General features: G+C 64.9%; 32 protein-coding genes and 1 pseudogene. 24 read left to right on the forward strand and 9 right to left on the reverse strand.

Annotated features, from left to right (window positions below; translation table 11 throughout):
- The 9 genes from CNE_RS05690 to CNE_RS42010 all read right to left on the reverse strand — a co-directional run bounded on the left by CNE_RS05690 (position 1) and on the right by CNE_RS42010 (position 5,044).
- The gene (locus CNE_RS05690; protein WP_238553055.1) at positions 1-1,995 is read right to left on the reverse strand and encodes an H-NS family nucleoid-associated regulatory protein; all 1,995 of its coding nucleotides are present in this window, start codon (positions 1,993-1,995) and stop codon (positions 1-3) included.
- A gap of 55 nt (positions 1,996-2,050) precedes the next feature.
- Positions 2,051-2,470 carry a hypothetical protein gene (locus CNE_RS05695; RefSeq protein WP_013956178.1) on the reverse strand — a complete coding sequence of 140 codons (420 nt, stop codon included), beginning with the start codon at positions 2,468-2,470 and terminating at the stop codon, positions 2,051-2,053.
- Positions 2,467-2,826, reverse strand: coding sequence for a hypothetical protein (locus CNE_RS05700; RefSeq protein ID WP_013956179.1), 360 nt, complete (start codon positions 2,824-2,826; stop codon positions 2,467-2,469). The genes CNE_RS05695 and CNE_RS05700 overlap by 4 nt, the downstream gene beginning before the upstream one ends.
- 10 nt (positions 2,827-2,836) lie before the next feature.
- A complete protein-coding gene (locus CNE_RS05705) occupies positions 2,837-3,067 on the reverse strand; it encodes a hypothetical protein (protein ID WP_013956180.1) in 231 nt (76 codons plus the stop codon).
- A gap of 1 nt (position 3,068) precedes the next feature.
- Entirely contained in the window at positions 3,069-3,206 is a 138-nt protein-coding gene (locus tag CNE_RS41475; RefSeq protein WP_158310019.1) for a hypothetical protein, read from the reverse strand.
- The gene (locus tag CNE_RS39095; RefSeq protein WP_319609830.1) at positions 3,203-3,427 is read right to left on the reverse strand and encodes a helix-turn-helix transcriptional regulator; all 225 of its coding nucleotides are present in this window, start codon (positions 3,425-3,427) and stop codon (positions 3,203-3,205) included. Before CNE_RS39095 ends, CNE_RS41475 begins: the two co-directional genes overlap by 4 nt.
- Complete coding sequence (locus CNE_RS05710; protein WP_013956182.1) at positions 3,424-3,936, reverse strand: hypothetical protein; 513 nt, start codon at positions 3,934-3,936, stop codon at positions 3,424-3,426. Before CNE_RS05710 ends, CNE_RS39095 begins: the two co-directional genes overlap by 4 nt.
- Positions 3,937-3,945: 9 nt before the next feature.
- Entirely contained in the window at positions 3,946-4,080 is a 135-nt protein-coding gene (locus tag CNE_RS42685; RefSeq protein ID WP_013956183.1) for a hypothetical protein, read from the reverse strand.
- A 142-nt stretch (positions 4,081-4,222) separates the two neighbouring features.
- Positions 4,223-5,044 carry a LexA family protein gene (locus CNE_RS42010; RefSeq protein ID WP_238553056.1) on the reverse strand — a complete coding sequence of 274 codons (822 nt, stop codon included), beginning with the start codon at positions 5,042-5,044 and terminating at the stop codon, positions 4,223-4,225.
- On the opposite strand from CNE_RS42010, the gene CNE_RS39100 reads away from it, so the two are divergent.
- The 24 genes and pseudogenes from CNE_RS39100 to CNE_RS05825 all read left to right on the forward strand — a co-directional run bounded on the left by CNE_RS39100 (position 5,043) and on the right by CNE_RS05825 (position 22,290).
- The gene (locus CNE_RS39100) at positions 5,043-5,300 is read left to right on the forward strand and encodes a hypothetical protein (protein WP_013956185.1); all 258 of its coding nucleotides are present in this window, start codon (positions 5,043-5,045) and stop codon (positions 5,298-5,300) included. The two genes, CNE_RS42010 and CNE_RS39100, sit on opposite strands and share 2 nt — an antisense overlap.
- Before the next feature lie 225 nt (positions 5,301-5,525).
- Positions 5,526-6,062: pseudogene (locus CNE_RS42850) on the forward strand (phage regulatory CII family protein).
- Entirely contained in the window at positions 6,059-6,409 is a 351-nt protein-coding gene (locus tag CNE_RS05730) for a hypothetical protein (protein ID WP_013956188.1), read from the forward strand. The pseudogene CNE_RS42850 and the gene CNE_RS05730 overlap by 4 nt, the downstream one beginning before the upstream one ends.
- Positions 6,406-6,819, forward strand: a complete 414-nt coding sequence (locus CNE_RS05735) for a hypothetical protein (RefSeq protein WP_013956189.1) — start codon at positions 6,406-6,408, stop codon at positions 6,817-6,819. Before CNE_RS05730 ends, CNE_RS05735 begins: the two co-directional genes overlap by 4 nt.
- 8 nt (positions 6,820-6,827) lie before the next feature.
- On the forward strand, positions 6,828-7,001 hold the full coding sequence (locus tag CNE_RS41480; RefSeq protein ID WP_158310020.1) for a hypothetical protein: 174 nt from the start codon (positions 6,828-6,830) through the stop codon (positions 6,999-7,001).
- Positions 7,001-8,068, forward strand: coding sequence for a hypothetical protein (locus CNE_RS05740; RefSeq protein WP_013956190.1), 1,068 nt, complete (start codon positions 7,001-7,003; stop codon positions 8,066-8,068). The genes CNE_RS41480 and CNE_RS05740 overlap by 1 nt, the downstream gene beginning before the upstream one ends.
- Complete coding sequence (locus tag CNE_RS05745) at positions 8,065-8,379, forward strand: hypothetical protein (protein ID WP_013956191.1); 315 nt, start codon at positions 8,065-8,067, stop codon at positions 8,377-8,379. The genes CNE_RS05740 and CNE_RS05745 overlap by 4 nt, the downstream gene beginning before the upstream one ends.
- Positions 8,380-8,381: 2 nt before the next feature.
- Entirely contained in the window at positions 8,382-8,768 is a 387-nt protein-coding gene (locus CNE_RS05750) for a hypothetical protein (protein ID WP_013956192.1), read from the forward strand.
- Between the two features lie 197 nt (positions 8,769-8,965).
- Positions 8,966-9,409: a hypothetical protein gene (locus CNE_RS05755; protein ID WP_148271562.1), complete on the forward strand. Its 444-nt coding sequence runs from the start codon at positions 8,966-8,968 to the stop codon at positions 9,407-9,409.
- A 167-nt stretch (positions 9,410-9,576) separates the two neighbouring features.
- Complete coding sequence (locus CNE_RS41485; protein ID WP_158310021.1) at positions 9,577-9,738, forward strand: hypothetical protein; 162 nt, start codon at positions 9,577-9,579, stop codon at positions 9,736-9,738.
- Positions 9,739-10,329: a hypothetical protein gene (locus CNE_RS41490; protein WP_013956193.1), complete on the forward strand. Its 591-nt coding sequence runs from the start codon at positions 9,739-9,741 to the stop codon at positions 10,327-10,329.
- A 107-nt stretch (positions 10,330-10,436) separates the two neighbouring features.
- Entirely contained in the window at positions 10,437-10,955 is a 519-nt protein-coding gene (locus CNE_RS41495; protein WP_013956194.1) for a terminase small subunit, read from the forward strand.
- Positions 10,912-12,960 carry a phage terminase large subunit family protein gene (locus tag CNE_RS05770; protein WP_013956195.1) on the forward strand — a complete coding sequence of 683 codons (2,049 nt, stop codon included), beginning with the start codon at positions 10,912-10,914 and terminating at the stop codon, positions 12,958-12,960. The genes CNE_RS41495 and CNE_RS05770 overlap by 44 nt, the downstream gene beginning before the upstream one ends.
- A gap of 12 nt (positions 12,961-12,972) precedes the next feature.
- Positions 12,973-13,194, forward strand: coding sequence for a phage head-tail joining protein (locus CNE_RS05775; protein ID WP_013956196.1), 222 nt, complete (start codon positions 12,973-12,975; stop codon positions 13,192-13,194).
- Between the two features lies 1 nt (position 13,195).
- Positions 13,196-14,647 carry a phage portal protein gene (locus tag CNE_RS05780; protein ID WP_013956197.1) on the forward strand — a complete coding sequence of 484 codons (1,452 nt, stop codon included), beginning with the start codon at positions 13,196-13,198 and terminating at the stop codon, positions 14,645-14,647.
- Between the two features lie 64 nt (positions 14,648-14,711).
- Positions 14,712-16,766: a prohead protease/major capsid protein fusion protein gene (locus CNE_RS05785; RefSeq protein WP_013956198.1), complete on the forward strand. Its 2,055-nt coding sequence runs from the start codon at positions 14,712-14,714 to the stop codon at positions 16,764-16,766.
- A gap of 83 nt (positions 16,767-16,849) precedes the next feature.
- Positions 16,850-17,182 carry a DUF2190 family protein gene (locus tag CNE_RS05790; RefSeq protein WP_013956199.1) on the forward strand — a complete coding sequence of 111 codons (333 nt, stop codon included), beginning with the start codon at positions 16,850-16,852 and terminating at the stop codon, positions 17,180-17,182.
- The gene (locus CNE_RS05795) at positions 17,182-17,484 is read left to right on the forward strand and encodes a hypothetical protein (RefSeq protein ID WP_013956200.1); all 303 of its coding nucleotides are present in this window, start codon (positions 17,182-17,184) and stop codon (positions 17,482-17,484) included. The genes CNE_RS05790 and CNE_RS05795 overlap by 1 nt, the downstream gene beginning before the upstream one ends.
- The gene (locus CNE_RS05800) at positions 17,481-18,056 is read left to right on the forward strand and encodes a hypothetical protein (RefSeq protein WP_013956201.1); all 576 of its coding nucleotides are present in this window, start codon (positions 17,481-17,483) and stop codon (positions 18,054-18,056) included. Before CNE_RS05795 ends, CNE_RS05800 begins: the two co-directional genes overlap by 4 nt.
- A 20-nt stretch (positions 18,057-18,076) precedes the next feature.
- Positions 18,077-18,265, forward strand: coding sequence for a DUF2635 domain-containing protein (locus tag CNE_RS05805; RefSeq protein WP_013956202.1), 189 nt, complete (start codon positions 18,077-18,079; stop codon positions 18,263-18,265).
- Positions 18,265-19,746 (forward strand): phage tail sheath C-terminal domain-containing protein, encoded by a 1,482-nt coding sequence (locus CNE_RS05810; RefSeq protein ID WP_013956203.1) that lies wholly within the window; start codon positions 18,265-18,267, stop codon positions 19,744-19,746. The genes CNE_RS05805 and CNE_RS05810 overlap by 1 nt, the downstream gene beginning before the upstream one ends.
- A 48-nt stretch (positions 19,747-19,794) precedes the next feature.
- A complete protein-coding gene (locus CNE_RS05815) occupies positions 19,795-20,160 on the forward strand; it encodes a phage tail tube protein (RefSeq protein ID WP_013956204.1) in 366 nt (121 codons plus the stop codon).
- Positions 20,160-20,489, forward strand: a complete 330-nt coding sequence (locus tag CNE_RS05820; RefSeq protein ID WP_013956205.1) for a phage tail assembly protein — start codon at positions 20,160-20,162, stop codon at positions 20,487-20,489. The genes CNE_RS05815 and CNE_RS05820 overlap by 1 nt, the downstream gene beginning before the upstream one ends.
- Positions 20,490-20,568: 79 nt before the next feature.
- Entirely contained in the window at positions 20,569-22,290 is a 1,722-nt protein-coding gene (locus tag CNE_RS05825; protein ID WP_013956206.1) for a phage tail tape measure protein, read from the forward strand.
- Positions 22,291-22,323: the final 33 nt, after the last annotated feature.

Genomic DNA, 22,323 nt, shown 5'->3' on the forward strand with positions numbered 1-22,323 from the left:
TCAGCTGGCCAGCAGGTCGTCCAGGGTCTTGCCGCTGGCGAGGGCTGCTTCGACCCAGCCTGGGCGCTTGCCGCGGCCGGTCCAGGTGTTGCCGAGCTCGTCGCGATAGCGGACAGCGGGCTTTCGGCTGGTGGGCTTCGCTGCTGCCTTGGGCGGGATGGGGCGGCGCAGCAGGGCGGGGAGCCAGCGTCGGCCGTCCAGGTGTCCCTCGGCCGCGGCTATCATGTCGCCCTTCTTCATACCGGCCAGGCCTGCGGCGGCTTCTTCACCGGCAGCTTCGCGCACGGCTTCGATGCGGCGGGCTGCCGGCACGCTAGCCAAGTAGGAGCCGGCGGTGGGCTGCCACCAGTCGGCCATGTCGAGATCCAGCGCCTCGGCGAGTTGGTTGGCGCGCGCGTGGCCGGCGGCGTCCTCCCGTTGCTCGAAGGTGTTGATGCTGTGCGCCACGCAGACCGCCAGCAGATCAAGCTGGTCGGCCTGGCTAAGTTCCTGGAGCCAGGTGAACAGATCGTCGGCCTCACCGGGCAGGCGGTCTTCCCAGCGTGCAACGCTGGCTTCCATGCGCTGCCAGGCGGGCGAGGCCTCGATGTCGGACGTGGCAGATGACGCGGAGCCGCGCTGGTCAGTGATCGAGACCTTGGCCACGGCGTCATATCGATGGCGATAGTTCAGCGACGAATGGAAGACGTCCGGTACCAGTGCATACAGCAACGCCGTGAGTGCTACCGTTGGCGACTCAGCCACCAGCGCCTGCAGCGCGACGGTGCGGTGTGCGGTGAGCTTGTGTATCAGGGTTGCCGGCAGCGACTTCTCCTGCGGCGCCTGCGTTGGAGTCTCGCCGCCTTCGCTTTCGGCATGCAGATCCTGCGGCTTCTTGCCGTCCTTGGTCGGTTTGATTAGCCCGCGGTGGATCTCGACAGCGCCTGCGTGGTCGATGGTGACGATTGCGCCGGCGCGGGACTTCTGACGTTCGGTGTAGTCTTCCAGGCCTGTCTTGAGGTTAGCGATTTCGGCCTCGACCTGGTCGAATTCTGCTTGCTGCTCGTCGGTGGAATCCTCGTCCTGGAGTAGGTCGTCGAGCTGGCGTGCACGCATCTCCAACTGCTCGAGCTGAGCGGCCTCCTCGGCGGTGGTGTCGCGTTTCTTCGCTTGGCTGCGGCCGAAGCTGTGCTGTTCGCTGTAGTCGAGCTTCTCCCGGGCTTCAACCCAACTCCAGCCTTCCGCGCGCACTTGGTCGGCGATCCCTTCGAGCTTTTCCATGGCCATGCGCTGGAGCAGCTTGGCGTCGCCGATGTAGCCGCCGCCGTTGCTGAAGAGATCGCGCGTGACCGGGCCACCCGCGGCCTCGTAGGCGTCCAGGCCGACGAAGCGCGCCAAGCGATCGCGCGAGGCGTCGATGGCCTTGTCAACCAGAGCTTCACGCAGATAGGTCGGATTGCGTTGCCACGGAGTGGCGGTGTCCCACACGCGTTCCTGGTCAGCGTGGTTGTCGGAGATGGCCAGGGCCGTGAGCTGGTCCAGCTTGATGTTGCCCGCGCGGTATTCGGTAATGAGTCGTGGCGAGACGTTTGCCAGCTTGAGGCGGCGGCGCACAACCAGCGGCGTGACGCCAAAGCGCGCGGCGACATCGTCGACGGAGCTGCCGGCATCGATCAGCACCTTGAAGGCCTCGAACTCGTCGGCGGGGTGCATGGCTTCGTGCATGTTCTCGGCGATGCTGGCCTCCTCGGCGTCGCCGGCCTCACGCAAGATGCAGAGGACTTCGTGATCCTTGGGCAGCTTGCGCTCGGCCATGAGCTGCTGGAGCGCCTGCAGGCGCCGGCCGCCGGCGATGACCTCGTAGGGTGCGGCGTTCTTCTTACGGTTGGTGGTGGCCGTGATGGTGAGGTTCTGCATCAGTCCATGAGACAGGATCGATGCGGCCAGTTCGTTGATGGTGGAGGAGGGGGTCTTGCGGACGTTTCGCGGCGAGATGGCCAGCTGGTCGATGCGCACGTGCAAAAGATCGCCTGCTTGGGGGGTGCTCATGTGGTGCTCCGGATGGTTGGGGTCAGGCTTCGACGGGCGCGCCTTGCGCTTGCATGGTGGCCTTGGTGATGGCGTGGGCGGCGGTGAATGTGTCGAGGCGCGTACGGCCGATGGCCTCCTCGATGGAGGGTGCGGCTGCGCGCAGCGTCAGCGCTTCAAGGTCCAGCACCGTGACTTTGGCGGAGCGCTGCCAGCGCCCGAAAACGCCAGCCATGGCGCGCCGGGCGGATCCCAGCTGCACGTCATAGTCCTGGATGCCCTGTGCCTTCATGGCGAGGGTGATCAGCTCCAACGTGCGCATCAGCCGGTTGTAGCCGGTATCGCTGGGCGCGCTGATGAAGCCGGCCAGGTCCGCGTAAAACGTGAGGTCGACGTGCCGCGTGTTCTGGGCCGTCATGGGGATGGCGACCGGCCGTGGCTGGTAGTTGCTGCGCTTTTTCATGTCGCGGCCCCCAGGAACTCGGCGTCGCCAATCACGCGGTCGAGCAGGTCGAAGGCGCGGAAGAAATCGCGCGACACGGTGACCTGGTGGTCGATGTCACGCAGCGCAATGTCATTCTCGGGCCCGAAGTCGGGCAGATGGGGGTCGCGCAGGTGCACGACGATGCCGCCACGCTCAGCCAGGATCTCGGCGTCGACTCGATCGCGGATATGCATCACCACGATGTGGTGGCCTGCCAGTTCGTCGACGAGCGGGTCGGTGATGAGCTTCGTAGGGGTGAAAGCGTGGGTGCGCGCGAGATAGTCGGCGACAGCATCCTGGCCGACACCAGGGCGGCCGGTAAGTCCGATCAGCATGGGTCTCTCCTCAGTCGAGGTCGTTTGCCTGGCGGCGTTTGTGATCTGGGATGGATGGATCGAAGCGGAGGCGGGGAGGGTGGCGGCGCGCCTGAGTCTTGCGCTGGGCATCGAGAAACGCGCGCACCTGCATGGCCACGCGCCATTCGCGGACGCGCAGCTCAGCGTTGCCCGACCCGTTCATCAGGCGGAAGCCTTCGACCAGGTCGGCAAACGTGTAGCGGGCGCGGCGCCGGCTCATTTCAGCCCTGTGACGTGATGCGCTTGGCAGCTACCGTGCGCGCGCCGCGGTTGAATCCGTCTTCGATCGCATCGAAGGTGCAGCGAAACAGGCCGACATAGGCGCGACGGCCGTCGAGGACGATGCGGAACGCGATCATTGCGGCTTCCTCCTGGATGTGTTCGGCGGCGGCGGGAGGTCGGATACCGGGCGGGCTTCGGCCCACTCTTCAACCTCGCGTACAAGCCAGGCAACCCGACGGCTCGAAACGGTGCGCGGTTTCGGGAACTGCTCTTCGCGCACGAGCTTTTGCACGCTGGTTTCCGAGAGCGCCACGATGGACGCTACCGTAGGTAGGTCGACGTAGAAGGGGCGGATCATTGCGCAGCCCCCATAGCGCGAGCTGTCGCCCTGGCGGCTGCTTCTGCGAGATCTCGGGCTCGCTCTAGCTCGAGGTATTGCCAGCAGAGTTCGAGCAGTTCAGGCATGGAGGTCACGCAAGACTCGAGCCGCTCGCCGTAGTGGCCGCCCACAGTGATGCATTCGATCTTTATCTGTGCGCCATGCTCTCGCGACGTTAGGGGTTCGCCTCGTACGTCGTCCCATGCCGGGCAATGCCAGAAGTCGATGCAAAGATCGAGTTCGACGCTGAGGCCAAATGTCGTACTGAAGGACATCGCCTCCCGCATGTAGTGGCGGGTGGGGGTGGTCTCCTCCAAGCGGAGGAAGTCCGGATCCTGATTGGCGCTGTCTAGGAAAATAGATCTGCCACGATCGCCTTCGGTGTACCCGGACCGGTAGATCCAGTTGTGCTCGGAGCCGAAGTCATCGATGACCAGCCAGCGGTTAGGGCGCGGACGTACTGCGTAGTCGGGATATTCGAGATGCATGGCCGCCCCTCACACTTGGCGCGCCGTAGCGGTCGTGGGGTCGGCCCGTAGGTCAGACTCAACGGCGCAGGCGTGGACGGCGAAGGCGGCGGCTACCAGGGTCAGGTAGAAGATCCAGCCTTTGATCTGTTTGGGCTTGTTCACGGTGCCTCCATCGTTGACGCGGATTGCGTCGATGGGGGCAATTAAACACCACGTTTATTTTTGCGTCAACACGGTGTTTAATCTGGTGTGAAAAAAAACCCACCAGGGCGGTGGGCTTTCACTGTGTGTAAGGTCGACCTGCCTACAGGTCAAATCCAGCGTGGCGGACAACGCCACAGAATTGGTCCCCTTCTTTGAGCCTTTGGTATCGCTCCGGCCAGTCCGGGTTGAGCGCCTCAAGGTACATTTCACCCTCAACCAGCGTCAGCTTTTTGAAAGTTGCCTTTCCTTCGCGACGGACGATCACATATTTGCCGGGAAGGGCTTCGGCGTCGGGACTCACAAATAGTTTGATCCCATCAGGGAATGACGGGTAGACCCCTGCAGGCGCAGTCATCGATGGGCCCCGTACCGTCACCACAAAGCCGCATGGTCCGAGATCGATATGGCACTGATGCCAGATCGTATGCTCGTCCGGCTCGAAATTCTCACAAAGCTCTGCCCACATCCCCGCTTGCACCCAAGAAATCTCGGGGTATCGCCTTGGTCTGAGATCCGGACCTGGTTCGAAGTTATCCCCCGCCATCGAAAGGGGATTGTAAGCGGGTGCTGAGGTTATCTCGTTAAGTTTTGCTTCTACCTGACCTGCACCAGATTTGGGCTTGACAGCCTCCATCGGTGGAACTCCAGTCAGCAACCAGGTGGCACTGCAGCCAATCGCCGCCTGCGCCTTCAGCATCCCACCCTGGGAAATACCCCTCCGCTCCCAGTTATTGATGGTTTGCTGTGACTGATTAAGCGCCCGAGCGACTTCGGTTGGCGTGCTCAGTCCCCTGAGTGTCTTCGCGGCCTCGTAGAGGCGAACCATGGATTCGTGCATGCCGCGGATGTTCTCACGAGTAAACATTCTGTTGATAAACGCCGTGTTTGACTTGTGATTAAACGTCGTGTTTAATTGCGCCATGAGCTCGAACCAGACCACCGTCCATTGCGACTGGCAAATCATCGAGGACCTTGGTGGCGCAACCGAGGTCGCCAAGCTCCTTGGCTATGACAAAAAGCGCGGCGGTATTCAGCGAATTCACAACTGGAGGGTAAGAGGCATCCCATCGGCAGTAAAGGTTGCCCACCCGGGATTGTTCATGAAGGAGGTAGTCAGCAGTTTGGACGCCTCTGACGACGCCCAGCCTCCAGTGGGGCGCATCGAGGTGGATTCTTGAGATCGGCGTCGGGCACGGTTGCCTCATGTTGAGGTGCGTGCCAATTCTTCCGACGAGGGGTACTTTGCCGCCTCTCAATCGGAGTCAAACGACGAAGAAATTTCGGCTTGGGCTGGAACACAGATTTCTCCCTGAGCTCGCGGTCAAGTGCCGCGTTGAGACAAAGATTAGCAGGCCGTGCTTGCAGAAAGAACGGCTGTTTTCCGGGGGTTTACCGTGGTCTCTGTGAAGATCGGCAACGACATCAACCAGCACGAGGCGCTCTACAGCCTCGCGAGCCGGTATCCGGGTTCGATTGAGGGCCTCGCGCAGGCAATGGGCCGTCGCCTTGGGCGACAGATGTACCCCAATGTATTGCGCAACAAGCTGCGGCCAGGGATTGATACGCACCATCTCAACTTCGAGGAGTACTCCCTCATCCTGGAACTGTGTGAGGAGGCCAAACTTGATGGCTGGCAGATCCCAATGCGCGCGCTCTGCTGGCGTCATGGCATGGTCGCGATCCCCTTACCGTAAGTCGAAGGCGCGCCCGCCAGTGTGGCGACCGCAATGCGTCAGGCCGGCGAGGCAGCGCGTGAGTTCGGCGAGATGATGGCGGAGTTTGCGCAGGCGGCTTCGGACGGAAAGATCACGCGCAGCGAGGCTGAACGTGTGCTACCCGAGGTCCAGCACGTGCTGACCATGGTGACGATGCTTCGGGACTCCATCGAGGCCGTCACGGTTCCTGACGATACCGCCTTCGGAATTCCGCGTCTCGTATGATCCGATCCGATCTGTTGCCCGGCACACGAAGCGTGGCGCCTGTGGGCCGCGTGCGTCCAAAACTCATCCTTCGGCGGCGCAAGCCACTGACGGCGCGCGAGCTGAAATCGGTGTTTGACCGAGTCAAGAAGCGTGTGCTGAAGGGTGGTGAGCCCTTCGGGTTGTTCGCGATCAAGCATGGCCAGGGCCGCGTCTTTCGCCTGATCAGCGTGAAGGACGCGAACTACACGGCGCAGCTGCGCGTCGACAAGGCTCTGCAGCACATGGTCGGGACCTACGACGGCAGCGCCAATTTAGGCCACGTCTGGGATGACCTGTGCGCGTTTGACCGGACGCCACCCGCGTGAAGATGGAAGTCCGCTTCCGCCCGGACATGGCGTGCTGCAAGTCGACGCGAGAAGCGATCGGCCTGCCATGCCGGGGCGACGCGCAAAAGTGCTGCGCCTGGCATCACGCCTGCCGATTGGCGTCTGACAAAGGGATGCGCGGCCTGCGTGTCTTCGCCCAGCACTTGCTGGGCTTTTGGTCGTTGTGTGATGTGTTTTGGATCTTCGCGGCGGCTGGCCAGATGTCGGCGCTCGCGGAGATCTGCTGCGAGCGCTGGACCTCGTTGCCCGATGCGACGGCGCGCGCCGCTTACCGCGCGGAAGTAATCAACGCCACGCAGGTGTATCGCGCCGAGTGTGGTCCTGACAACCCGGCCGCATTCATGGCCACCTTCGATGTTCTCTGTGAGGCGGCCGCTGTGCGGCCATAAGGACTTCCATGGATCTTCCAGTCCAATCTATCGAATCGCTGCGTGAAGCAGGGCAGAAGGCCGCCGTGAAGGGAGCGCGGGCCGATGCCAATCCGTTCCCCCCGTATAGCGGCCACTATCGCCAGTGGGAGCATGGCCACGTCTGGCAGCTCCTGGATCCTCGCAGCGAGGAGGGTGTCTGATGCCCGCATTCCGTATTAATGACGCTGAGCTCGATGCGCTGATGGGTGAGGGGGCGGACCTGTTCCAGCTCTATGTCGGTGCCTTGCGGCCTCGGATGGATTTCAAGACTGGCGTGGTGGGTCGGCGCGTGCGCATCTCCTACCAGGCGCTAAAGGAGTGGACGGAGCGCGCAGCACGGTCCGGGGTGCGATTCCTCGCTCACGACAAGAGCAAGCTGCAACGCATGCTGGCGCGCCTGCAGCATCTCGGCCTGCTGCGCAAGATGGGTGGCCCTTATGACCTGGTGTTTGCGTGTCCGCTCGCCGATACGGATAACTGCGCCCAGAAACAGGCCGATACGAAGTCGATACATCCGGAGAAGCCCACCAAGCCCAGACGCAGTAAGGCCTCGCGTGACTTGCCCACAGCCAGCGAAAACGCCGAGGCCGCCACACATCAGGAGTCCGGTAACACCTTAAAACCTCCTCCCCCTACCCCCTCAGGCCTGCGGCCCGAGGAGGATGGATCAATCGACCCTCCCGCGCCTGCGGCGCAGGAGGCAGGCAACCCCAAGATCGACGAAACACCGATCAATGCGCGCAGCCAGCAGCCCTCAGAGGAACGCCTCGAGCGGCCGACGCGCGGTGGGGGACGGCCTGCGGCCGAGCGATTAGATGAGGGGGCGAAGCCGAGCGTCACGTGGGAACCTCATCTCGCTTGGCCGACCGGCATTACGCCGCACCAGCGGGCCTACATTGCGCGAAGGCTTGTCGAAGTACCTGAATCGCTCCGTCAGCGTGTTTTGGACGAATGGCATGGCGCTACGCAGGCCGGTGCCGCCAAGAAGCCGTGGCCGTACTTCAATGGATTATTGCGGAATGTGAAAGAACGGGGCGACGCCTGGACCTCGATCCACGCCGAGGGAGTTGCCGAGGCGCGGGAGCAGGAGCGCCGGCGCTTGGCCAACCTGGCCGCGGTCGAGGCTGCCCATGCCGAGCGCCTGCAGGGCGAGGCCGTATCACCTGGTGGGCTGCTGCAGTGGAAGCGGGAGCTCGACGCGACGCGCGAGCGTCGTCGCCAAGCATGAGCACGGGCCAGATCGGCGCCGAGCAGGCCTATGCCGAAGCGGCCGAGCAGCTGCCGCTGCGCGCTGAGCGGCGCGACCAGTGGAGCGATCGCGCGGTATTCTGGACTGCCGTGCGCTATGGCGTAAGTGAGGTCCACCCGGGCGCCTGGCCGGTGGCGGCGGCGCGCTGGAGCAGGCTGTGGGAAGTCGCGCGGCGTGAGCACCTGCCGCCGATTCCCGGTATTCCCGAAGTCGAAAACATGCCGGCAACGGCCTCGGTAGCTGAACGCGGGATCGCATCGGTCCGGGCCATCGTCGGGAAACGGAGGTGAGCATGGCGAGTAATGACTGGGTCAAGGATCGACTACGCTCCTGGGCAGCCTGGCTGCACAAGGGGAATGGCGGGCGCGGCTACGGGGAAAGCAGCCTGACGATAGACGAGGCGCGCACGGTGCCGGTGCGCCCGTTCGTGGCCACCTTCGAAGATGAGTGCGAGCGCACGCACAAGGCCGTGCTGAAGCTGCCGCTGGACATGCGCAAGGTAGCGATGGGCTTCTACGTCGACGGTCTGCCGGCGTGCGATGTGGCTAAGCGCGTGAAGGTCAGCGAACGCCAGGCGTACCACATGAAGAAGACGCTGCATGTGATGGTGAAATATTGCCTTGAGAATCAAAACGTTAAGAGACCCCCCTTTCACCTGCTCTTGCAATCCGTGCAGTGAATCAGTAGATTTCCGCTACGCTGTGCGCTCGGTGCGTGCAGTGAAGATGAAAGCCCGGCCCGGTCCTCCGCGTCGGGTTTTTTCATTTCTGGAGCGCGTCATGTACCTATGTCTGCTTGGAATGGCCGTGGGCTCGATCATGACTCGCGAACTGCTGGATCACGGCGCGGCACGCGCAGAACGGAGGCAGCGACGACATGAAAGGAATTCGCAGACTGATCGCCTGGTGGCGAGGAAGCAACCAGCTGCCGCCGATCCGCATGCCGGTACCAGCAATGCCAGCGGTGGCGGTGGCGCGCTCACCGGAGCCGACTCTGGTGGGTGTGCGCAGCCCTGACGTTCTCGCTTCGCGAGCGCTGCTGCAGGCTGCCGTGGCGGTGCCGCGTCGCGCGCATGTGTCGCGTGCCGCGCCGGTTTCGACCGCTTCCCGCGCGAGTGTGGGCGATGAGGGCATGTCGATGCTGCCGGCGGCGATGCTCCTCGCGTCATACAGCTGCGACGGCGCGGCGGCTGACGAGGGTTCCTTCGGTCTGCGCGACGCCGCACCGGTGGCCGGTGGTGGTGGGTTCGATGGCGGTGGTGCCTCAGGCAATTGGGATTCCGGTGGATCGGATGCGACGAGCAGCTTCTCGTCGGATTGACAGTGTCTCCTTCCCTGCAAGCGAGTCGGTCGCAAGCAGGGCTTCGGGGCCGAGGCTTGTGTCTTGGCCCTTTTCTTTTTCTCCCTGGCTCGCACTGGCGGGCCGTTCCCGATAGGCCGGCGCGTTCTCCCCGTTCGCGTCGGCCTACCTTTTTCTGGGGTGAGCGAATGTTTGGGCTGCTGAAATCCGTGGGTGAGTTGGCGCTGGATGTTGCTAAGGTCGCTGTGGCTCCGGTTGAGATCGTGGTCGGCGTGGCAAGCGCGGCGGTCAAGCCGATTGCCGAAGCTGCCGAGGCGCTTGTCGATGACGTGAAGTCGTTGAAGGATTGAATGCTTACCGTCTCGGTGCGGCACAACATCGCCGACGTGCGCAAGACGCTGGACAACATCGCGCAGAAGCAGATGCCATTTGCGATTGCCAAGGCGTTGACCCAGACCGCCAAGGCGGTTGCGGGTGTGGAGTCGAGGGCCTTGCCGCGTGAGCTGGACAAGCCCACGCCGTTCACGATGCGCGCATTCGGTACGAAGCCGGCAACGAAGCAGAGGCAGATCGCCTCGGTGTTCATCAAGCCGGACCAGTGGAAGTATCTTCGCTACCAGGTGGATGGTGGTGAGCGCCGCCCGACAAAGCGGGCGGTCGTGATCCCGCAAGGCCTTCGGGTCAACCAGTACGGGAACATGCCGAAGGGCGCGATCCGAAAGCTGCTGGCGAAGCCCGGTGTATTCAGCGGGACGGTGAACGGCGTGCCTGGCATCTACCAGCGCAAGGGTCGCAGCGTGGCGCTGCTGGTCAAGTATGTCGACAAGGCCGGCTACAAGCGCCGCTTCGACTTCGCGGGCATCGGCCAGCAGGCCATTGCCGCCGAGTTCGGCGCGATTTTCGGGCGCGCGCTGGCGGGGGCGCTGGCCACGGCCCGCTAGGTGGCGCCGGGGTCACGCGGCGGGGGTCCTTCCGACCTTCCCCAAACGCGGGTAATTCGCGCCCCGATCGCGCACTACTCACGAAATTATTCCTAGGGGGTTATACCGTGACCGAGCTGTTGGATGACGTCGATCGCACGGTCACGCAGGCAGCCTTCGCCGACCTGGTCGGTATTTCCCAGCCGGCCGTGAGTGACCTGATCGGGCGCGGCACGCTGACGCGCGGCGCGTCGCTGCGCCGCTGGCTGGTGGAGTACTGCGAGAACCTGCGCGAGCAGGCGGCCGGCCGCGCCTCCACCGGCGATCTGGATCTGATCCAGGAGCGTGCCGCGCTCGCCCGCGAGCAGCGCATCAAGATCGCCATGGTCAACCAGCAGCTGCAGAAGGAACTGGCGCCGGTGTCGGTGCTCGAGGCGGTGCTGGCCAAGGTCGGGCGACAAATCGCGACGCGGCTCGAGGCGATCCCTGTGCAGATCAAGCGGCGGACCACCACGCTGTCTGCAGAAGACATTGACCTCATCACCGAGGAGATCACCAAGGCGCGCAACATCGCAGCCGCCATCAAGCTGGAAGACCTGAACGATGGACCTGTCGGAGATTCAGAAGGCGATTACGAAGGGCCTTAGTGCCCTGGCCGCGCCGACGCCCATGTCGCTTTCGAGCTGGGCGGCCGAGCACTTCTACCTGTCGGCAGAGTCGAGCTACGTCGAGCAAAAGTGGCAGGCCTTCCCCTACCAGGTGGCCATCCTGGACGCGATGTCGAACGACGACATCGAGGAGGTGGTGTTCATCAAGTCGGCCCGGGTTGGCTATACCAAGATGATCCTGGCGGCGATGGGCTACTTTGCCCATCACAAGCGGCGCAACCAGGCTGTATGGCAGCCGACCGACGAAGACGCCGACGACTTCGTGAAGACCGAGGTCGATACGATGTTGCGCGACGTGGCCGCGATGGCCACGGTCTTTCCCGCGTTCATGCAGCGGAGCAAAGACAATACGATGCGCAAAAAGGGCTTCCTTGGCTCGACGTTGCACATCCGTGGTGGCAAAGCCGCCAAGAATTACCGGCGTCTTTCCGTCGACGTCATCTACCTGGACGAGCTCGATGGCTTCGACAGTGATGTCGAGAAAGAGGGCTCGCCCGTGGTGCTCTCGCGCAAGCGTATTGAGGGCGCGACCTTCCCGAAGCAGATCCTCGGCAGCACGCCGAAGCTGAAAGGCTTCTCCCTGATCGAGGGGCGGTCCGAGCAGGCCGAGCAGCGGTTCAGCTTTCGTGTCCCTTGCCCGCATTGCGGCGGTGAGCATGTGGTGCGCTGGGGCGGAAAGGACAAGCCGTTCGGGTTCAAGTGGCAGGGCGATGATCCGGGGACGGTGCTCCACTACTGCCCGCTGTGTGGTGAGGGGTACTCGCAAGCGGATTACCTGACTGTCTGGCGGCGCGGGCGCTGGGTGTCGGAGACCGGCATGTGGATCGACCTGGATGGTCGGTTCCGATCGCCGGAAGGCGAGGTGGTGCGCGCACCGAGGTCCGTGTCGTTCTGGGTCTGGACGGCGTACAGCGAGATGACGCCGTGGTCGCAGATCGTGCGCGAGTTCCTATCGGCGCAGGCCAAGGCGAAGAAGGGCGACACCTCCGAACTCAAGACGTTCGTCAACACCACGCTCGGCGAGACGTGGGAAGAGGACGTCGAGAAAGCCGATCACGAGCAGCTCAAGGCGCGCGCCGAGCCGTATGCGCTGCGCACGCTCCCGATGGGAGTCCTCGCCGTGACTGCTGGCATTGACGTGCAGGATGATCGCTTCGAGATCGTCGTGTGGGGCTGGGGCGAGGGCGAGGAATCGTGGCCTGTCGACTATCAAGTGCTGGCGGCCAACCCGGCCAGCGAAGCGTCCTGGGATCAGCTCGACGCATACCTGAAGACGACCTATCCGCACGCCAGTGGCCAGGTCCTCGGCATCGAGGCGGCCGCGATCGACACCGGTGGCCACTTCACGCACCAAGTCTACAACTTCGTGCGGACTCGGGGTGGGCAGCGCCTGTATGCCGTGCGCGGCGAGCCGGCTGCTGGCAAGCCGATCAAGGGGCGTGCGACCAAGCAGGACATTAACTACAAGGGCGTGATGGTCAAGCGCGGCGTGCGGCTGTGGCACGTCGGTACCGACACGGCCAAAGACTTGTTGTTCGGACGCCTGAAGCTGTCCACACCGGAGCCCGGGCAGTCAATGCCAGGGTTCGTGCATTTCTCGGACCAGCTTCCTGTTGCGTTCTACGAGCAACTCACCGCCGAGGTTCGCGTGATCCAACGCACGCCCCGTGGCGAGGAGCATCGCTGGGTCAAGCGAAAGTCCGGCGCGCGCAACGAGGTGCTGGACTGCACGGTGTACGCGATGTTTGCGGCGTACTGCCTGGACCTGCACCGGTACACCAAGCCGATGTGGGATCGGTTGCGCGAGCGCGTGGCGCCGCGGCAGGGAGACTTGCTGTCGGATCCACTGCCGGGCGCGATCGAGCAGCTGCTCGCGGTGCCGGCGGAAGCTCCGGCGACCGACAGCAGCGTGCCGGAGGCCTCTGTGCCGACGGCGCACGACGATAACTGGCTGGGCGACACCGACGGGTGGCTCGGCCGCTAACAAGGCCGACACATGGCATTCACCCTTTCGCAACTGGAGGCCCTTGAGCAGGCCATCGCATCCGGCGAGCTTTCCGTGAAGTATGACGGCAAGGAAGTCACATACCGCTCGATGGATGACTTGACCAAGGCCTACAACATGGTCCGTGGCTCGCTGCTGGCCACCGGCCAGCTGACCGAGTCATCGCGCACGAACCGCGGCCCCTCCTCGCTGGCCTACTTCACCAGGGACTGACATGAACTGGCTCGATAACCTGGTCAGCTATGTGTCGCCACTGGCCGGCGTGCGGCGCGCGCAGGCGCGCATGGCGCTCGATACCGTGCGCGCCTACGATGCGGCCAAGGTCGGCCGCCGCACCGATGGCTGGATCGCCGGCGGCGGCAGTGCCAATGCGGAGATCGCGCCGGCACTGCACCGCGTGCGCCAGCGCTGTCGCGACGTGGTGCGCAACAATGAGTACGCCGCGTCGGCGTTGGACAAGTTGGTATCCAATACCGTGGGCACCGGCTTCACGGCGAAGGCGCCGAATCAGGCGATGTGGGATGCCTGGTGCGATTACTGCGATGCCGACGGCCAGCTGGACTTCAGCGGGCTGATGGAGCTGGCGCATCGCACTCGCCGCGAGTCCGGCGAGGTCATCATCCGGTTCCGTCCGCGCATGCCGGAGGATGGGTTCGAGGTGCCGCTGCAGCTTCAGGTGCTGGAGCCCGACCACATCGATTCGACGAAAACCGGGCCGATGCCGAACGGCAACTATGCGATCACTGGCGTGGAGTTCGACGCTCTGGGTCGCCGCGTCGCGTACTGGTTGTTCCCGCAGCATCCGGGCGAGATTGCAGGCTTCAGGCTCAACAGCCTGGAGAGTCGCCGGGTGCCGGCCAGCGAGATCCTGCACTACTACCGCAAGCGCCGGCCGGCGCAGGTGCGCGGCATGCCGGAGCTCGGCGTCTCGCTGCTGCGCCTGCGGGATCTGGCCGACTATGAGCAGGCCGAGCTGGTACGCAAGAAGATCGAGGCCTGCTTCGTGGCGTTCGTCCGCACCGATGACGCCAACCAGCAGCTCGGCGAGGCCAAGCAGGGTGCTTCCGGGCAGCGGCAGGAGAAAGTGGCGCCCGGGATGATCAAGTACCTGTCCAATGCGGAGGGCGTCGAGTTCGGAACGCCATCGGCTGCCGGTGGCTACGGCGATTACACCGTGACGCAGTTGCATGCGATCGCAGTGGGTGCCGGTACCACCTATGAGCAGATGACAGGCGACCTGTCTCGCACCAGCTACAGCAGCATGCGCGGCGGCCTGGTCGAGTTTCGCCGGCTGATTGGTTCCGAGCAGTGGCTGGCGCTGGTGCCGATGGTCATGAAGCCGATCGCGCAACGCTTCCAGGTCACTGCGAAGCTGGCCGGAAAGCAGCGCGAGGCGATCGCGCCGTTCATCTGGACGCCGCCCAAGCTGGAGTGGGTCGACCCGTTCAAGGACGTGATGGCGACCAAAGAAGCCATCCGCGCCGGGATGATGAGCCTGTCCGAGGCCATCCGCGAGCGTGGCGACGACCCGGCCCGGGTGTTTGCCGAGATCAAGCGTGAGCGCGATGAGCTCCGGGCCATGGGCATCCTCTCCGATGCGGATGCTGCCATCTCGGAGCGCCTGATCGACGCCTCGACGGCCGCCCAGGTGATGAATCAGCAGTAAGCCCGCCTTTGTTCAACCCGCCCCGCCCAGGTGCAGACCTGCGCGGGGCTTTTTGCGTACAAACATGCCAACACCACAAACACCTGCGGCCGCCCCGGTGGCCGGCGAGCGGCGAGACCTGCCGCTGATGGGCCGTTCGGCGGAAGTCGGTACCGTCGATCGCGATGCGCGCACCGTCGATCTGGTCTGGACCACCGGCGCGCGCGTGCAGCGCTACGACTGGTGGAACGAGCGCTACTACCTCGAGGAGCTCAGTCTCGACCCGGCGCACGTGCGGATGGGTCGGCTGCAGTCCGGCACGGCCAACCTGCTGAACACGCACTCGAGCTACGACTTGTCGGACGTGCTCGGCGTCGTCACGGCGGCGAGCCTCGACGGCGATCAGGGCCGGGCGTCGGTGCGCTTCAGTCAGCGCGACGACGTCCAGCCGTACTTTCAGGACGTTGTCGACGGAATCATCCGCAACGTCTCCGTGGGCTACCGGATCTACAAGATGGAGCGCATCGCGCCCGCTGTGGACGGTGACCCGTGGATCTACCGCGCAATCGACTGGGAGCCGTACGAACTCTCGCTCGTGCCGGTACCGGCCGACCCGGGCGCGACGACGCGCTCGGCAGAGCAGGGCCGGCAGCAACGCACGTTCGCGTGCGAATTCTTCGACCAATCCACGCCGGCAGCCGCTGGCAACCCCACCCGAAAGGAACCCAACATGCCCGGTGAGAACACGACCACCCAGCCGGCGGCCACGACGACGGCTGCCACCCAGACTGCCCCGGTGGTCGACCAGCGTGCCCTGGACGCGGCGCGCGAGGAAGGCGCCCGCGCGGAAGCTGAGCGCCAGACTGGCATCCGCGAGGCGGTGCGCCTCGGTGGCCTGGACGGCGCCTTCGCTGACCAGCTGATCGGCGAGCGCAGCATGAGCGCTGCGGACGCTGGCATGGCGGTGCTGCGCGAGCAGGCTCGCCGCTCGGCGGCTAACCCGACGCGCTCGGCGGCCGACATCCAGACCACGCGCGACGAAACGGACGCGCGCCGCGCTGCCATGGGCGACGCGATCGTGCTGCGCGCCAACCCGCGTGCCTTCAACGATGCGGCGCGTATGGATGCAGCCCGCCAGTTCCGCGGCATGGACCTGATGGACATGGCACGCCAGGCCATCGAGCTGGGCGGCGGCAACTGCCGTGGCCTCAGCAAGCGTGAAATCGCGGTGATGGCGCTCAACCTGGACCGCGACATGCAGGTTCGCGGTGGCATGAGCAGCACCAGCGATTTCCCGGAAATCCTGGGCAACACCGTGGGCCGCAGCCTGCGCCAGGCGTACCAGGTGCAGACCCGTACCTTCCTGCCGTTCTGCCGCCCGTCGACCGCGCCGGACTTCAAGCAGGTGGCTCGCACGCAGCTGTCCGAGGCCTCCGCGCTGCAGAAGGTCAACGAAGGCGGCGAATACAAGGCCATCTCGTTCGGTGACTCGGCCGAGAAGTACTCGCTGGGCAAGTACGGCGGCATCGTGTCGATCACCTGGGAATCGCTGATCAACGATGACCTGTCGGCGTTCGACCGCATGCCGATGGCCATCGCGGCGGAAGCTGCGGCCCTCGAGGGCGACATCGTCTACGGCATCCTGACAGGCAACCCGAACATGGCCGATGGGGTGGCGCTGTTCCATGCCACCCACGCCAACCTGGCCGGTTCCGGTGCCGCGATTTCCGAGGCGGCGCTCTCGGCTGGCCGTGCTGCGATGCTCAAGCAGAAGGGCTTGAAGAATCGCGTGCTCAACGTGAAGCCCAGCTTCCTGGTGGTCGGCCCGGACAAGGAATTCGAGGCGAACAAGTTCACCTCGGCCAACTTCGTGGCAGCCAAGTCGGTCGACATCAACCCGGTCTACAACACCTCGCTCGAGGTGATCGTCGACGCCCGCATCACCGGCAACCTCTGGCACCTCATCGCCGAGCCTGGTCTGATCGACACCATCGAATACACCTACCTCGAGGGTGAGGAGGGTCTGTTCACCGAGCAGCGCCGCGGCTTCGAAGTCGACGGCCTGCAGATCAAGGCGCGCCACGTGTTCGCGGCCAAGGCTATCGACTGGCGCGGTCTGTATCAGAACCCGGGCGCGTAACGCCAGCGGGTAGCACCACACGATAGGACGGGCGGCGAAGGTCGCCCGTTCTGCATTTCCATCAGCATTCAAGGAACATTGCGATGAAAAACTTTGTGCAAAAAGGTGACACGCTCACCCTGACGCCCGCCGCTGCGGTCGCCTCTGGCGAGGCCATCCTGGTGGGCAAGATTTTCGGCGTCGCGGTCACCGCAGTCGCCATCAACACGCCGGGCGAGTTCGTGACCGAAGGCGTCTTCGATATCACGGCCCTCAGCACTGACACCGCCTCGGTCGGCACCGTCCTGTACTGGGACAGCACCAACAAGCGCCTGACAACCACCTCCACCAGCAACACCCGCGTGGGCGTGGCGGTGGCGGCCAAGGCCAACGGCGACACCACGGCACGCATCAAGCTCGACGAAACGGTGGCCTGATGGGCTTCGATACCGCCCGTTTCTGGCCGTCCTTCAAGCGCCACGGCATGCTCAGCGCGGTCAGTGTCGCCGGGTCGCCGGACTTCGACGGGCGGCTCGATGCGCCGTCTGGCTTCTTCGTCGACAACATGGTGCAGGCCGGCGACGTGACGCTGCAGTACCCGGCCGATACGCCTGTGACGCTGTCGCACGGCATGACGCTCCAGTGCAAGGGGCGCACCTACAAGGTGCTCTCCGAAGAGCCGGAGCGCTTGCAGGACGGCTGGCTGCTGCAGGTCAAGCTCAAGGACATCACGCCATGACGACGACTCGCAAGGCCATCCGGCACGCTGTGCGCGACCTGCTGGCGGCGCAACCTGCGCTGACAGGGCGCGTGTTCGCCTCCCGCAACTATCCCGTCAGCGAAAAGAAGCTGCCGGTGGTGTTGGTCTACACCGAGCGCGATGTTAGCGAGCAGGTCACGGAAACGCAGGAGCAGCACACCCTCGATGTCGTGGTCAGGGTCGTGGTGCCGGGCGATGCCGATGAAGGCGCAGACGACCAGCTCGACGACCTCTGCACGTTGGTGACGGCGACGATCGCCGCGGCCATCTACGGGTGGCTGACGCCCATGCCGACGTTGACAGACCTGGTCGAGAACATGGTCCAGCGCGAAACCAACTTGGCTTACCGCGGCGACGATGGGCAGCAGGACCTGCTGGCCGCCGAGATCACCTTCGCGGCCAGCTACTCGGCTTCGCCAACAGCTGAGTTCGACCAGCTCGGCATCGTGTCCGTGAGCTTCGACATGGCCAGCCCGCGCAATGACCCGCCGACGCCGATCGGGCCCGATGGCCAGATCGACGCGCGCGCGGACATCGTTTTGCCAACGTAGCCCTTCCGATAGGAACAAACATGAAAAGCATCACCATCAAGCCCGTCGAAGGGCGGCTGGTGCGCGACCCGGCGACGGGCCGCGAGATTGCGGAGCCGACGCCGGTGGACGGCGACGATCCGTTCTGGATCCGCCGCCTCGCTGATGGCGACGTGGCGGAAGTGACCAACACGGCCGCCAGCGGCCAGCCTGCGCGAGGTGACAAGTAATGGGCCAGATCAGTTTCAACCAGATCCCGGTCAACCTGCTGACGCCCGGGGCCTATGTCGAGTTCGACAACAGCAAGGCGGTCAGTGGCCTGGTGGTGATGCCCAACCGCATCCTCATCATCGCCCAGATGCTGGCTGCCGGCACCGCCACGGCGAACGTGCCGTTCCAGGCCGACAACCTGGCCGGCGTGCAGGCCCGTTGCGGCCGCGGCTCGCATGCGGCGCTGATGTTCGAGGCCGTGCTGCGCATCACCGATTCCATCGAGACATGGATCCTCCCGGTGGCTGATTCGGGCGGTGGCGTGGCGGCGACCGGGACTGTGGCGCTGGCTGGTACGCCGACCGCTGCCGGCACGCTCAACCTGTACGTGGCTGCTGACCGCATCCAGGTGGCGGTGGCAACGACCGACACACCGACGACCGTGGCCACGGCGCTGGCCGCCGCGATCAATGCCAACGCAGACCTGCCGGTGACGGCCACGTCCGCCGCTGGCAACGTGACGCTGACGGCGCGCAACAAGGGCACGCTGGGCAACGACATCGACCTGCGGCTGAACTACTACCCGCTGTCCGAGAGCACGCCGGCCGGCCTGAACGTGACCATCACGGCGATGGCCAGCGGTACCGGCGACCCGTCGATCGCCACGGCGATCGCCGCCATGGGCGAGACGCAATACAACACCGTGCTGATGGGTCTGTCAGATGCGTCCAACATGGCGCTGATCGAGACCGAGCTCGACGCGCGCTGGGGCCCGCTGCGCCAGAACGACGGGCGTGTGCATACCGCGGTGCGTGGCACGGTCGGCTCGCTCAACACCTACGCCAGCACGCGCAACAGCCCGCACGTGGTGGCCTGGTCGGTCGAGCAGGGTGGCTCGCCGTCGCCGGTGTGGGAGCACGCGGCCATCTGGGGCGCGATCTGCGCGTTCTACCTGGGCGGCATCGACCCGGCTCGCCCGGTGCAAACGCTGGTCGGTGCCGGCCTGCTGCCGGCCTCGGCCGAGAAGCGCTTCACCCGGGCCGAGCGCAACAACCTGCTGTCGTACGGGATGGCGACCTGCATCGCCAACCCGGGCGGCCAGCTGGCGGCGGAACGTGCGGTCACGATGTACACGCAGAATGCCAGCGGCATCGTCGACCCCAGCTACCGCGACGTCGAGACGATGTACACGCTCAGCTACCTGCGCTACAGCGTGCGTGCGCGCATCTCGCAGGTGTACCCGCGCCACAAGCTGGCCAATGACGGCACCGTGTTCGACGCCGGCCAGGCGATCGCCACGCCGACGATGATCCGCGCCGAGCTGATCGCGCTGTTCCGCGACTGGGAGGAGGCAGGGCTGGTCGAGGACTTCGACCAGTTCAAGGCCGACCTGCAGGTCGTGCGCAGCGGAACCGACGCCAACCGCGTCGACGTCCTGCTGCCGCCGAACCTTGTCAACCAGTTCCGCGTGTTCGCCGCGCAGATCCAGTTCCGCCTGTAACCCGAAGCGTGGGGCGCCCGCCCCACGCGCAACCTCAAGGAAGACAACATGGCAGGCAAACAAGTCATGGGGCGTGCCTTCATCACCGTCGCGGGCCAGCGCCTGGCGTCGGTGCCCGGCTCGGCCAAGCTCAACACCGGCGGTGTCGAGCGCACCCCGCAGGTGTCCGATGCGGGCACGGTGTTCTACACGGAAAAACCGGTCCAGTCCGAGATCGAGTGCGACATCCTGATCACGGCGGACACCGACATCATCGCGCTGAACAGCACCACCGATGCCGTGGTGCTGTTCCAGGCGGACTCGGGCCAGAGCTACATGGTCCGCAACGGCGCCATGGCCTCGCCGCTGAACCCGCAGGCGGGTGACGGCAAGGCCTCGGTCAAGATGTTTGGCGCACCGGCGGAGGCTGTCTGATGGCTGCTCTCGCGAATATCAAGGTCACGCTCAGTGAGCCGATCAAGCTGAAAGGCGGCGGCGAGCTCACCGAGTTGGTAATGGCCCGGCCGAAGGCGCGCCATCTGCGCACCATGGAGATGACGGCCAAGCCCAGCATGGGCATGATCCTCGACCTAGCTGCCGAGCTGGCCGGCCTCACGCCGGAAGAGATCGACGACCTCGAGGCTGCCGACGCCATGGAGGTCGTCACCGAGCTTGGCCCTTTCTTGGTGAAAGACGATGGGACGAAGCCGTTGCCCTCATCGCCTACACCTTCCACTTCCCCCCAGACTCCATCTGGGACATGACCACGGCGGATCTCGACTTCTGGTGCGGCAAGGCCGAGGAGATCCACAAGGCGCTGGGTAGCGCGCAGGGGTAATCGGCATGGCAGACACGAACAAGGCCGAGATCGTCATCACCGCACTGGATCGGGCGAGTGCCACGCTCCAGCGCATCGGTGAGAAGTTCGACAGCGTCACCAAGCCGGTCGGCCGCGTGCAGGAGGCGGTCGGCCGATTCACCGATGCTACCGGCTTCAGCAAGATGGGCGGCGCCGTCAGCGGCCTGACCGAAAAGCTCAAGGGGCTGGCCACCGTCTCGGTCGGGTTGGGTGTGGGTTACAGCGTAGCGCTGGGCGGCATCGTCGCCACGGCTAAGGCGGCAGCGGACGCCGTCGACCAGGTCGGCGACCTGTCCTCGCGCTATGGAGTGGCCAGTCAGGACGTCCAGGTATTCGGCGGCTTCGTCTCCGAGGCCGGCGGCAACATGGACGACGCGGCCAAGGCGCTGGGCAAGCTCAACAAGAACATGAGCCTGGCCAGGGCGGGCAGCAAGGAAATGCAGGGGGCGTTCGCGTCCGCCGGCATCTCCATGGCTGACCTGCGATCGAAGACGCCGGCCGAGGTCCTGTTCAAGATGGCAGAGGCGGCCAAGGCTTCCGAGAAGGAAGGCGCCAAGCTGGCCACGCTGGAGGCGGTCATGGGCAAGAGCGGCTCCATCATGCTCGACGCGCTCAACAAGGGCGGCGACGAGCTGAAGGATCGCTACAAGCAGATGACGGCCGACGGCGCGCTCTTCACCGAGGAGCAGATCAGCCAGGCGGACGCCTTCGACAAGTCGTGGCAGCGCATGTCGCGCACCGTCGAAGGGGTCAAGAATGCGCTGGGGCTGAAGCTGGCCAACGCCATGCAGCCGCTCGTCGACCGCATGCAGGCCTGGGTGGTGGCCAACCGCGCCATGCTGGAGTCGAAGGTCGACAAGTTCGCCGAGGCGCTGCCCGGGGTGCTGTCGGATGTGGTCGATGTCTTCGAGGGGCTGTGGAATGTCGCCGTCAAGCTCGGCGCGGCGTTCAAGGCGCTGAAGACGGCAATCGGGCCCACTAATGCGGTGCTGGCGGTCATGGCGCCAATCCTGGCGCCGGTGGCGCTGGCGGTCGGGCAGGTGGTGTTCGCCTTCGGCCGCTTCGCCTGGATCATGGGCAACGGCCTCTTCATCATGCTGCCCAAGCTGATCGGCCTGATCCGCCTGGTAGGCGCGGCGTTCATGGCCAACCCCATCCTGGCAGTCGTGGGGGTGCTGGCTGCTGCGGCGTTCCTGTTGTGGCAGAACTGGGACTGGGTGATCGGCCGGCTCGCGGCGGCGTGGCAGTGGCTGGCGGATATGGCCTCGGCCTATGTCAACCTGGTCGTCGGCTTCTGGTCTGGCATGGGGCAGGCGCTGATGGCCGTCTTCACGGGCGACTGGGAGCGCTTGGGCCAGATCGTCCAGGGCGCACTTGACACGATCAAGGGCTGGTTTCCTGGCCTGTATGACGTGTTCGTCTCGGTGTGGGACCGGATCGTCGCGTGGTTCGCCCCGAAGATGCAGGCCCTCACCAGCATCTTGCCGAGCTGGTTGACGGGCGGCAGCGTCAACGTGACCGCGAGGGGCGTGCCGGCGGCACCTGTCGCCGCCCAGGTGATCGCGGGCGGCCAGGCGCAGCGCCAGGAGGTGGGCGGCCGGATCCAGATCGAACTGTCCGGTGCGCCGGCCAAGGTGACCGACATGCGGTCGAACAATCCCAACGTCCCGCTGGATGTGTCGTCAGGCATGTACGCCTTCGGCTGATCCTCTGGCAACCGCAACACCCGCCCGGCCTGC

Source organism: Cupriavidus necator N-1 (assembly GCF_000219215.1).
Lineage (GTDB): Bacteria > Pseudomonadota > Gammaproteobacteria > Burkholderiales > Burkholderiaceae > Cupriavidus > Cupriavidus necator.